This window comes from Actinocorallia herbida (assembly GCF_003751225.1).
Lineage (GTDB): Bacteria > Actinomycetota > Actinomycetes > Streptosporangiales > Streptosporangiaceae > Actinocorallia > Actinocorallia herbida.
In genome coordinates this window covers 1,429,268-1,440,746 of record NZ_RJKE01000001.1, presented here as the reverse complement: position 1 = coordinate 1,440,746, position 11,479 = coordinate 1,429,268, and the positions used below count along the sequence as shown (strand labels likewise).

At 73.6% G+C, this 11,479-nt stretch carries 10 protein-coding genes and 1 pseudogene; 9 read left to right on the top strand and 2 right to left on the bottom strand.

Translation table 11 applies throughout. The features are described from left to right. Window positions 1-344: 344 nt before the first annotated feature. Window positions 345-839 carry a transcriptional regulator BldD gene (bldD, locus tag EDD29_RS06850; RefSeq protein WP_123663383.1) on the top strand — a complete coding sequence of 165 codons (495 nt, stop codon included), beginning with the start codon at window positions 345-347 and terminating at the stop codon, window positions 837-839. Between the two features lie 66 nt (window positions 840-905). Here the strand turns inward: bldD and EDD29_RS06845 are convergent, their stop codons facing one another. Continuing rightward, the gene (locus tag EDD29_RS06845) at window positions 906-2,300 is read right to left on the bottom strand and encodes an MFS transporter (protein WP_123663381.1); all 1,395 of its coding nucleotides are present in this window, start codon (window positions 2,298-2,300) and stop codon (window positions 906-908) included. 161 nt (window positions 2,301-2,461) lie between these two features. Between EDD29_RS06845 and EDD29_RS06840 the strand changes: the two genes are divergently transcribed. From EDD29_RS06840 to EDD29_RS06830, 3 genes and pseudogenes are all read left to right on the top strand, one after another. Beyond that, window positions 2,462-2,884 (top strand): pyridoxamine 5'-phosphate oxidase family protein, encoded by a 423-nt coding sequence (locus tag EDD29_RS06840; RefSeq protein WP_123663379.1) that lies wholly within the window; start codon window positions 2,462-2,464, stop codon window positions 2,882-2,884. Between the two features lie 157 nt (window positions 2,885-3,041). Continuing rightward, a pseudogene (locus EDD29_RS06835) lies at window positions 3,042-4,118 on the top strand (LLM class flavin-dependent oxidoreductase); the annotation flags it as partial. A gap of 220 nt (window positions 4,119-4,338) precedes the next feature. After that, the gene (locus EDD29_RS06830) at window positions 4,339-5,070 is read left to right on the top strand and encodes a CE1759 family FMN reductase (RefSeq protein WP_123663375.1); all 732 of its coding nucleotides are present in this window, start codon (window positions 4,339-4,341) and stop codon (window positions 5,068-5,070) included. A 1,328-nt stretch (window positions 5,071-6,398) separates the two neighbouring features. Here EDD29_RS06830 and EDD29_RS06825 read toward each other — a convergent pair. After that, window positions 6,399-6,839: an SAV_6107 family HEPN domain-containing protein gene (locus EDD29_RS06825; RefSeq protein WP_211359584.1), complete on the bottom strand. Its 441-nt coding sequence runs from the start codon at window positions 6,837-6,839 to the stop codon at window positions 6,399-6,401. Between the two features lie 426 nt (window positions 6,840-7,265). Between EDD29_RS06825 and EDD29_RS06820 the strand changes: the two genes are divergently transcribed. From EDD29_RS06820 to EDD29_RS06800, 5 genes are all read left to right on the top strand, one after another. Further along, entirely contained in the window at window positions 7,266-7,730 is a 465-nt protein-coding gene (locus EDD29_RS06820; RefSeq protein WP_123663373.1) for a YbaK/EbsC family protein, read from the top strand. A 312-nt stretch (window positions 7,731-8,042) separates the two neighbouring features. Then, window positions 8,043-8,393: an ArsC/Spx/MgsR family protein gene (locus tag EDD29_RS06815; RefSeq protein ID WP_123663371.1), complete on the top strand. Its 351-nt coding sequence runs from the start codon at window positions 8,043-8,045 to the stop codon at window positions 8,391-8,393. A gap of 91 nt (window positions 8,394-8,484) precedes the next feature. Then, window positions 8,485-9,846, top strand: a complete 1,362-nt coding sequence (locus EDD29_RS06810; protein WP_123663369.1) for a hypothetical protein — start codon at window positions 8,485-8,487, stop codon at window positions 9,844-9,846. Between the two features lie 39 nt (window positions 9,847-9,885). Next, entirely contained in the window at window positions 9,886-10,218 is a 333-nt protein-coding gene (locus EDD29_RS06805; protein ID WP_246052556.1) for a hypothetical protein, read from the top strand. 661 nt (window positions 10,219-10,879) lie between these two features. Continuing rightward, on the top strand, window positions 10,880-11,479 hold the full coding sequence (locus tag EDD29_RS06800; protein ID WP_246052555.1) for a GNAT family N-acetyltransferase: 600 nt from the start codon (window positions 10,880-10,882) through the stop codon (window positions 11,477-11,479).

The window sequence follows — 11,479 nt, the reverse complement described above, 5'->3', positions numbered from 1 at the left end:
TTTCCCGCCTCACGGGACGGGGCTTAAAGGACGTCATGTCCTCATCACGGTAGCAGTACCGTCGCCTTGCGTCGTCCCCCGCGGCACCTCCATAACACCAGGTGAGAGGGGTCACACGAGGTGGCGGGGTACCTGGCGATAACCTCCTGCCCGGGGGGGCGGAACGGCTCGCGGAGGGTCAGAACCCCGTGACAGATTCGACCGGATTTTTCCGAACAGCTTGACCTTTGGCCGTCTCCGTTTTACCGTCACTGTCCGTAACCATACTCAGGGTGGTCATCCGACCCCGTGTCGGACGCCCTGGGAGAACCACGACTATGAGAGTGAGCCTGGGGGCCGCAAAGATGCCGTCTGAATACGCAAAGGCTCTGGGCGCACGACTTCGTGCCATCCGGACGCAGCAGGGCCTGTCCCTGCATGGTGTGGAGGAGAAGTCGCGCGGCCGTTGGAAGGCCGTCGTCGTCGGTTCGTACGAGCGGGGCGACCGCGCCGTCACCGTTCAGAAGCTGAACGAGCTCGCCGAGTTCTACGGTGTGCCCGTCAACGAGTTGCTCCCCGGTGGTGCCGCGCCGAGCCCCCTGGGCCCGACGCCCAAGCTCGTCATCGACCTTGAGCGGCTCAGCCAGCTTCCGAAGGACAAGGCCGGCCCCCTCGCAAGGTACGCCGCGACCATCCAGTCCCAGCGTGGCGACTACAACGGGAAGGTCCTGTCGATCCGGCAGGAGGACCTCCGTTCGCTGGCCGTCATCTACGACAAGTCCCCGGCGGAGCTGACCGAGGAACTGATCAGCTGGGGCGTGCTCGACGCCGAGGCGCGCCGCGCCGTCGAGGGCTTCTGACGCCTCCCGGCCTTTGGCCCGGTCCACGTCCGTTGGACCGGGCCATTTCCCTGCCCACGGCGGCGTTCAGGCGGGCTCGGGGAGCCTTCCCTCGGCCGGGGCCAGGGCCTTGGCGACGCGCGGGGCCGCCAGCGCCGCGGCGACCACGCCGAGCGCCAGCACCGTGCAGGTGCCGAAGGCCAGCAGGAACCCTTCCCTGGCGCCCGCGAAGGCCGCGACCATGACCGCCGTCGCCTGCGTGCCCAGCCCCGCCCCGACCGTCCTGAGCAGGGTGTTCACGCCCGTCGCCACGCCCGTCTGGGCGAGCGGGACCGCCGCGACGACCAGGGCCGCCACCGCCGCGTAGGCGAGACCGATGCCCGCGCCGCGCACGGCGTTCGTGGCCATCAGATGCCACATCTCGGTGTGCAGCAGGAGCATCGCCCCGTACGACGCGGAGGTGAGGATCCCCCCCACCGCGAGCACCGCGCGGGCGCCGATCCGCCGCGCCGCCATCCCCGCGAGCATCCCCGTGACGGTCATCGACAGGCTCGCCGGGAGCGCCACGAGCGCGGTGTCGGTCGCGGTGCCGCCGAACCCGAACCCGTCGCGCACGGGGGCCTGCACGAGCAGCGGCATGAGCACGCCCGCGGCCATCAGGCAGAACCCGGCGAGGATCGAGCCGAGGTTGGCCGTCCACACGCCGCGCAGCCGCAGCATCCGCGGGTCCATCAGCGGCTGCGGCACCCGCCCCTCGACCCGCACCCACACCGCGCAGAGCACCACCGCGGCCCCGGCGAGCCCGAGGACGCCCGGCGACGCCCAGCCCCAGGACGGGCCCTGGGTGAGACCCGCGAGGCCCGCGCCCATCCAGCCCGCGAACAGGACCGCGCCCCACCAGTCGACGCGCTGGCCGGGGCTGCCGTCGGTCTCCGGGAGCCTCCGGGCGAGGAACGTTCCCACCAGCAGCAGCGCGGCGGGCACGGCGACCAGCCAGCGCCAGCCCGGACCGTCGATCACCGGCCCGGCCAGCACCCAGGCCGCCGCGCCGCCGAACGCCAGCATCGACGACATCACCCCGATGCCGGACACCTCACGGTCCCCCGCGTGCGCCCGGATGAGCGTGTAGGCGAGCGGGAACACGCCGCTGCCCACGCCCGCGAGCGCCCGTCCGGCGAGCAGTACGGGCAGGGCCGGGGCCATCGCCGTCACGACCTGGCCCGCGAGGCCGAGCGGCAGCACCCACCGCAGGACCCGCCGGGCCCCGAACAGATCCCCGAGTCTGCCGATCACCGGGGTGGCCACCGCGGCGCTGAGCGTGATCCCCGTGATGGCCCAGGCCACGCCCGCCGCGCTGCCGCCCAGCTCGTCCTGCACGACGGGCAGCGCCGGGGTCATCACCGCCACCGGCATCGCGTACCCCACCACCCCCAGGAAGGCCAGCACCCAGACCAGTCCCCGACCACCCCAGAGCTTCTCCATAAGGCGATAGATTCTCACCTTTGCCCGTATTTGTCGGCAGGTGGGGTGTCGCTCGGACGGGTGGCATCGCCGGTGATCGGGGGAAGGGGAGCAGAGGGGACGGGCTGCGACCTGCCTGTTCTCCCTCTCCACGTCCGCGCTAACGCAAGGAGCCTTCTCCCATGCCGCTGTCCCGTGAAGAACGCCAGGCCTTCTTCGCCGAGCCCCACGTCGCAGCCCTGTCCGTCGACCAGCCGGGGCGCGGGCCCCTGTCGGTGCCCGTCTGGTACCAGTACGCACCGGGCGGCGAGGTGTGGATCCTCACCGGCCGCGACTCCCGCAAGGCCGAGCTCATCGGGAAGGCGGGCCGGTTCACCCTCATGATCGACCGGCTCGATCCGACCATCCGGTACACCGCCGTCGAAGGGCCGGTGACCTCCACCGAGGACGCCACCCTCGACCAGCTCAAGGAGATCTCCGCGCGCTACCTGCCACCGGAGATGGTCGACGGGTACGTCGAGTCCGCGCTCCGCGAGCACGGGCCGTCGGTCGTCATCCGGATGCGGCCCGAGCACTGGGTGTCGTCGGACCTCGGGAACCTCTGACCCACCGGGCGTCCGGGCCGCTCAGGCGGCGGCCCGGACCCTCCGTGACGGCCGGGGGCGCTTCGGGGAATAGCCGCGCGCATGAGATAGTTCAACCTTCAACCAACTTGGGCGGGTGCGCGGCACCTGCCCTGGAAGCTCGAAGGGAGCCGTCACCATGCAGTTCGGCATCTTCAGCATCGCCGACATCACCCCGGACCCCACCACCGGGAAGGTTCCGACGGAGCAGGAGCGCCTGCGGAACATCGTGGAGATGGCGAAGCTGGCCGAGGAGGTCGGGCTCGACGTCTTCGCCCTCGGCGAGCACCACAACCCGCCGTTCGTCACCTCGTCGCCGACGACCACCCTCGGCTACATCGCCGGGCGGACGTCGAAGATCCTGCTGTCGACCGCGACCACGCTGATCACGACCAACGACCCGGTCAAGATCGCCGAGGACTACGCGATGCTCCAGCACCTGTCGGGCGGGCGCGTCGACCTCGTCATGGGACGCGGCAACACCGGCCCCGTCTACCCGTGGTTCGGCCAGGACATCCGCGAGGGCCTCAACCTCGCCATCGAGAACTACCACCTGCTGCGCCGGCTGTGGACCGAGGACGTCGTCGACTGGGAGGGCAAGTACCGCACGCCGCTCCAGCAGTTCACCTCGACCCCGCGCCCCCTCGACGGGGTGGCGCCGTTCGTCTGGCACGGCTCGATCCGCTCCCCGCAGATCGCCGAGCAGGCCGCCTACTACGGTGACGGCTTCTTCCACAACAACATCTTCTGGCCGCTGCGGCACACCGCGCAGATGGTCGAGTTCTACCGGCAGCGGTTCGAGCACTACGGGCACGGCTCGGCCGACCAGGCGATCGTCGGGCTCGGCGGGCAGTTCTTCGCCCGGCCGAACAGCCAGGACGCCGTCAAGGAGTTCCGGCCGTACTTCGACAACGCGCCCGTCTACGGACACGGGCCGTCGCTGGAGGACTTCACCCGCGAGACGCCGCTGACCGTCGGATCGCCCGAGCAGGTCGTCGAGCGGTACCTGTCGATGCGCGAGAACGTCGGGGACTACCAGCGCCAGCTCTTCCTCGTCGACCACGCGGGCCTGCCCCACAAGACGGTGCTGGAGCAGATCGAGATCCTGGGCACCCGGATCGTCCCCGTCCTGCGCAAGGAACTCGACGCGCTGCGGCCCGCGCACGTCCCGGACGCGCCCACGCACGCCTCCCGGGTCGCCGCCCGCGACGCGGCCCTCGCCGCCGAAGGCGAGACCCCCTACTCCGACGCCTACCGCTTCGGCACCGGCGACAACTGGACCGGCCTCACCGCCGAGGGCGGCGAGCAGGCCCAGCGCGAGGCGCTGGCCAAGGACCGGCGCGAGAGCACCCGCCTCGCCGACTCCGCAGCCGGCCGCGAGGCCGCAGAGGCCGCGGCCGCCGCCGAGCCCGCCCAGACCGAGAAGGGAACCGACGATGAGTGACCCGATCCGCCCGCTCCGCCTCGTGGTGATCGCCGCGGGGCTGAGCGTCCCCTCCTCCACCCGGATGCTCGCCGACCGCCTCGCCGCGGCCACCCGCGACGTCCTGGAGAGCGACGGGCACTCGGTGACGATCGACGTCATCGAGGTCAAGGACCTCGGCCACGACATCGTCGACGCGACCCTCACCCACTTCGCGGGAGAACGCCTCCAGAAGGCGATCGACCTGATCCGCGGCGCCGACGGCGTCATCGCGGTGACGCCGACCTTCAACCTGTCCTACGCGGGCATCTTCAAGTCCTTCATCGACGTCATCGACCCCGGCACCTTCACCGGCGTCCCCGTCCTCCTCGGGGCGACCGGCGGCACCGCGCGCCACTCCCTCGCCATCGACTACGCCCTGCGCCCCCTCTTCACCTACCTCAAGGCCGACATCACCCCCACCGGCGTCTTCGCCGCCTCCGAGGACTTCGGCGCCCCCACCACCGCCCAGTCCCCCAACTCCCTCACCACCCGCACCCTCCGCGCCGCCACCGAACTCGCCCAGTACGTCCTCCGCTTCACCGGCGCCACCGCAGGCGCCGTCACCCCCACCCGCGCCCCCTCCTCCCCCACCCACTCGATCAACCAGTCCGGCCGCCCCGCCCCCCTCACCGAGTTCACGGACTTCACCCCCATGGCCGACCTCCTCACCCCCACCCCCACCCCCGCCCGCCAGACCCCCTGACCGCGAACCCCGCCGACCACCCCGACCGACAAGACCAGAACAGCGGTCCCACCCCACGACCACCCACACCCCAGCCCAACACAGCGCCCCGACCACCCACAACGACCTCGCCCAAGCCGCCCAAGCCAAGACCCGCCCAACGGCCCGACCCGCACCCACCCGCCTCCCGACACCCCCGACGCACACACTCACCCTCCGAGACGAGACCCGCACAACGCCCAGCCCGCGCCCGCCGGCACAACACGGCGACCCCAACCACACGCGACGGCCACGGACCCGCCGCACAAGACGCGACCGCCGCAGCAATCCCAGCCCGCGACCACCCGCGCCCGCCGACACGACACAGCCACCCCAACCACACGCGACGGCCGCGCGACCACCACGCAAGGTACGACCGGCGCGGCAATCCCAGCCCGCGACCACCCGCGCCCGCCAGCACGCCACGGCCACCCCAACCGCACGCGACGGCCGCGCGACCACCACGCAAGGTACGACCCGAACGGCGGGCTCGACCCACGACCGTCCGCGCCCTCGGCACGACACGGCACACCCGACCGCATGCGACGACGAGGGCGCTCGCCGCACGAGATGCGTCCCGCACGCGACCCCCGCACCGGCTCGGCACGGCGGCCCCGGCCACGCGCAGCGGCCTCGCCCGGGTCAGGCCGGACGCGGCCGGCGTCGCGGTCTGAGACCACGCGCCGGCCGTACGAGACGCGACCCGCGCGGCAGGGCAGACACGCGACCGTCCGCGCCCTCGGCACGGACACGGCGACGTCGGCCGCACGGGCGAGCGGCGTGCCGGGCCCGGCACGCGGCCATCGGCGCCGTCAGCGGGACCGGGCGGCCTCGGACCGGGCGACGACCTCGTCGCGCGGGCCTGGCGGGATGCGAGGAGCGCAGCGGTCTCGGGGAGGGGGCAGGTGCGTCTCCGGCGCGGGATGGCGATCCCGGTCGAAGGCGGCGCGCTCTGTGCGGGACGGGCCACTGCGGCCGTCCGCGGCGTGCGGCACGCCGAGTTCGGCCTAGCGACCGCGCGGCCGCCGCACGGAGCGGGGACCTCTGCGGGCGGCCCAGGCGTGCTCTCGCGGGTCGGGCCTCTGGGGGGCGAACGGCGGGAGAGGCCCCGGGCGGGGTGTGCGGATGACGTCGCGGATCCCCTCGGCCCGTATGCGTGAGCACCGGACCTCAGGCCGACGCGGGCCCCGGAGACCACGAGTGGCGAGGTCGAGGGTCGGAGTGCCGACCGCCTGAGTGAGAGGCCGGGTGGGGTTCCTTCCTTCGGGGCGTGGGGAGGGAGGGCGTCCCTCCCTCTGACCGCAGGGGGATCAGCCGGTCAGAGGGAGGGACTGCTGGGTGGGGATGCGCAGGGTGTCTTCGACGAGGGTGAGGAAGGTCTCGGTGGTGCGGAGGAGTTCCTCGGCTTCGGCGGGGGTGGTGGCACCTGGCAGGCCCGCCTCCGCGGCGGCGCGGGTGGGGGCACCCGCGGCGAAGAAGGCGGCCCACTCGGCGAAGAGGGGCTCGGCCTGCTCCAGCAGGACCCAGGCGGTGCGTGGGCGGCCGCGGGTCGGGGCGACGGGGCCGCGGACGGCCAGGACCGCGGCGGCGGCGCGCAGCGCGGCGAGGTGAGCCGTGGCGTAGCGGACGTTGGGGTGCGAGGACTCTGCGGCTTCCGCGAGAAGCCTGCGGGCGTCCCGCAAGAGGTGCTGGGCGTGGGTCGGGGCAACCTTCCGGATCGGCGGACCCGGAGGCATCGGATGCACGGACATGGCATTCGCCTCCTTCTCGGCCGGACGGAGCCGGACGGCCCCTCCCGGGACGAACTCCTCGCGCCCCTCTCCCTTCGGCGGGCCCGGTCGGACCGGAGGCTTCCCCTCCTCCAGCCCGACCGGAGCGAACCGTCCGGTTTGCGCTGCCTCCGGCTCGCCTGTGCCTCGGATGCGGGCCGCGAGTCCCGCACCATGTCGAACATCGGTTCGACATGTCCCCAGTAAACCCCAACCGCCAACGTTCGTCAATACGTTCGATTGGCGCGTCCCGTGATCCACGGAACCCCAGGTCGACCAGGTACCCCGATGAGAACACAGGGGACCGACAGAACGCGGAGACCCCTGTGGATAACCCCGCGGAGCGACCCGGAGAGCGCGCCGGAGAACCCGTGCGATGACCGTGTCCCGCGCGACTAGGCTTCCGCCATGCACCCGAACACCGCCCATGTCGCCGCGGTCCTCGCCACGTCCGGAGCGAGCGGCGAGGTCGTCGAGCTGGACGAGGCCGCGCCCACCGCACAGGCCGCCGCCGACCTGCTCGGATGCCCCCTGGGCGCGATCGCCAACAGCCTGGTCTTCGACGCCGACGGCGCGCCGCTCCTCGTCCTCACCAGCGGCGCGCACCGGGTGGACGTCAAGCGCGTCGCGGAGTTCATCGGCGCGGCGAAGGTCAAGCGGGCGACCCCCGAGTTCGTGCGCGAGGCCACCGGCCAGCCGATCGGCGGCGTCTCCCCCGTCGGCCACCCCTCCCCGATCCGCACCCTCGTCGACACCTGGCTCGACCGCCACGAGACGGTCTGGGCCGCGGCCGGCCATCCCCACACCGTCTTCCCCACCACCTACGCCGAACTCCTCACCCTCACCTCCGGCACCCCTGCCGAAGTGGCCTGACCCCTCCGCGCAGCGAGTGGCCCCCGCAGCGGCCTCCCCGCCCCTCGGCACCGGCCCCTGCTCACCGCCTCGCCCCTGCTCCGTACCTCCTGGGCGGCGTTCCGCGTCCGCGAACTCCGCCCCTGGGCAGGAGGGGTCGCGCCGCGGCCCCGGGGCGGAGCTTCAGGTGACGAGTTCCCTAGAGTGATCGGGTGGTTCGTGCCCGGGCCGGAGGGCATGGCCGCCCGGATCTCGAGCGCCCGATCACCGCGCCGCCAACGGCGGGGCGAAGTGCGCATACCGACCATCCGACGCGACGGAGGAGTGACGAACATGGAGATCTGGCACAACCCGCGGTGTTCCAAGAGCCGGGCTGCGCTTGCGGCGTTGAGCGGGAGCGGGGCGGAGTTCACGGAGCGGCGGTATCTGGAGGACGCGCCCACGGTCGCCGACCTGGAGGACGTGCTCACGCGGCTGGGGATGGAGCCGTGGGAGATCACGCGGATGGGGGAGCCCGTCGCGAAGGAGCTGGAGTTGAAGTCGGCGGAGCATGACCGGGGGCGGTGGATCGAGGTCCTCGCGGCGCATCCGTCGCTGATCCAGCGGCCGATCATCCTCACCGATGACGGCCGGGCGTTCGTCGCCCGCGACGAGGCGTCGGTCGAGGCGGCCCTGGGCCGCTGAGAGCCCCGACGAGACGGGCTTTCCCGGCAGACGCGGCGGGGGTTCCTGTGGTACACAGGTCACGGAAGGTGTCCTGGGGTGGGGAGCGCCGATGAGCATGCAGGTCGCGGCGAGTCGAGATCCGAACTTCCGCGGTGCCGACGCCGCAGCGCTGTCGCAGCTGATCCGGCAGATGGAACGCGCGGCAGACGACATCGGCACCTGGCTCTCCGCCCATCCCCCGCCGGCCGGTGTCGCCGCCGACGGCTACCGGGACGCCCGCGTCGTCCAGCAGTGGGTCGCCGACCAGCTCGGCATGCTGAACCGCCGCCGCGCCGCCGCGTCCGCCGCACTCGACGATCCGGACATCCCCGTCGGCACGCCCCCGGGCACGGATTCCGCGGATTCGCCGGGTTCGGGCAACGGCCCTGGCACGGACGACGACCCGGTCCCCTCCCCCGACGTCCCCGCCGACACCGACGCCGAAGGCGGCACCGGCTCCGGCACGGATGACGACGACCTGGACGCGGGCACCGGCCCCGACACCGACACCGACGGCACGGACGCGAACGGCGGGACCGGCACGGGCGCGGGCACCGGGTCCGGCACCGGCGCGACCCCCGGCCTGGGCAACGGCACGAGCGACCCCGACATCCCCGCCGACGCCGAAGGCACCGGCCAGGACGGCACCACCCCGACCCACGGCCAGGGCACGGGCGGCACCTCCACCGGCGACGACCCGAGCACCGGCACCCCGCACGACGGCTCCACCGGCCACGGCGACCAGGACCACGGCTCCGGCACCGGGCACGAAGGCGAGGGCACCGGCCAGGGAACCGGCGACTCCGGCACCCAGGGCTCCGGCACGAACGGAACGCCGGGAACGGGCACGGAAGGTTCCGGCACCGACGGCGGACCTGGGTCCGGCACGGAAGGCTCCGGCACCGACGGCACGCAAGGCGACGGCACCCAGGGATCCGGTACGGACGGCACGCAAGGCGACGGCACGCAAGGCTCCGGCGCGGAAGGCGACGGGGCGGGCGGCCCCGCGAGCGGGGAAGGCTCCGGAGGGGTCTCGGGCGGGGTCGTCGACGCCTATGCGGCGGTCGAGTCCCTGTCCGCGGGCGACGGGGTGGACGCCCAGGTGTGGGCGAACCTCGAAACCCATGCCGGGGACGGCGACTACACCGCCTCGTTCTACGACCGCCTCGGCGCCGAAGGCACCGCGCAGCTCATCGAGGCCGCCGACGGCGACCCCGCCAAGCTCGACGCGATCGCCGCGTCCCTGTCCACCGCCGACGTCCAGCTCGACCTCGACGCCCAGTGGACCGCCGACGTCCGGGCCGAGGCGGCCTCGCTCGGTGTCGGGGACGACGCGGCCGACGTGCTGGGCGCGACCCCGATGGGCGGCGCCGCCGCCGCGGGGGGCACGAACAGACTGACGGGCGCCGGTACGGGCGCACCGACGGAGTAGGCGTGCCCCGGCGCGTCCGACGACAGGCGAGGTGACCTCATGGGTATGCCGTCCGCTCCGCCGCCTCCGGGCAGCGTCCCCCCTCCGTTCGGTACGGGCGAGGCGCCTCCGGGGACGTTGCCGAACCCCGCCTACCGCGAGCTGTACCAGCAGTACACGGCGGCCTATGGCAGCGTCGACGCCCTGCGCGAGGCGGTGAACGCCCCTTTCCGGACGTTCACCGCCACCGACGCCTGGCTCGGCCCTGAGGCCCGGGCCTGGGGCGCGGAACTCGGCTCGAACCGCCGCAGACTCCAGTCCGCCGCGGACAAGATCCTCTGGTCGATCTACAACCGGGTGCGCGCCACCCCGCGCTTCCTCACCCCGGGCTGACCCCGCGCCCCCGCGACGTGCCGACGCCCGGTCACGTCGAGGCGGCCCGCCGGTCCGGTCGGCGTCCCGCGCCGCCACCCGCGCACGCCCGGCGTCCGTGAACCCCCCGACCGCTTCGATGACCTCCGCGAACGCCCAGAACGAACAGCCCGCGCATCCGGAGCACCCTTCGGCAAGGCCACAGCTCGCCGTGCCTCGCGCCAGGCACGCGCGGCGAGACTCGAGTCGACGAAAGCGGGGTGCGCCCGGACATGAAACGCGCGAGCCCCTCGCCGACCGTTCGGCAAGGCCGCAGCCCTCCATGCCGCGCGCCCCGCCCGCGCGCCGACCGCGCGGCAAGCGCGGGCCGACCCTGAACCGCGCCCGGCCCGGGCGGGGCGCGAGCCTCGCGCCGACCGTTCGCCAAGCCCGCAGCCCTCCATGCCGCGCGCCCCGCTCGCGCGCCGACCGCGCGGCAAGCGCGGGCCGGCCATGAACCGCGCCCGGCCCGGGCGGCGAGGCCCGCGCCGACCGGAAGGCGGGGCGCGGCCGGACGGGTGGTCCGGGAGCCGGGAAACGCGCCCCGGCCGAGTGCGCGGGGCCGACTTGGCGGCGCGGCTCGGGGGGTGTGGGGGCGGCTTGGGTTGGCTGTGGGGGGTGGGGCGGTCGTAGGCTCGGGCGGGTGAGAGAGCCGACGCTGCGTGAGATCGACGCGAAGACGTTCCGACGGCTGCTCGGCGGGCTGCTCGAGGTCTACATCGCGGCGATGGATCCGCCGCCCGCCCAGCTTCCCGGCCGGCAGTCGATCATGCTGCGGCATGCGACGTATCCGGGGTTCCGGGCGCTGGTGGTGGAGCAGCGCAGGGTGTTCGGGGCGACTCCCGTCGCGTTCGCCTACGGGTTCCACGGCGCGGCGGGCCAGTGGTGGCACGACGTGGTGGACCGGGAGCTGCGCGAGCGCAGCGGCCGGGAGCACGCGACGAGCTGGCTCAGTGACGCGTGGGAGGTCGCCGAGCTGCATGTGCGCCCCGACCACCAGGGCCAGGGCCTCGGCCGGTCCCTGCTGACGACGCTGTGCGCGGGCCGCAGGGAGCGCACCGCGGTCCTGTCGACGCTGGACCGCAGGCCGCAGACCCCGGCCCAGCACCTGTACCGCTCGGTCGGCTTCCACGACCTGCTCAGCGCGTTCGAGTTCCCCGGGGGCGGACCGCCGTACGCCGTCATGGGCGCGCGGCTCCCGCTGGCCCGGGTCGAGGCCCCGGCCGCGCACGTCCCCCGTTGA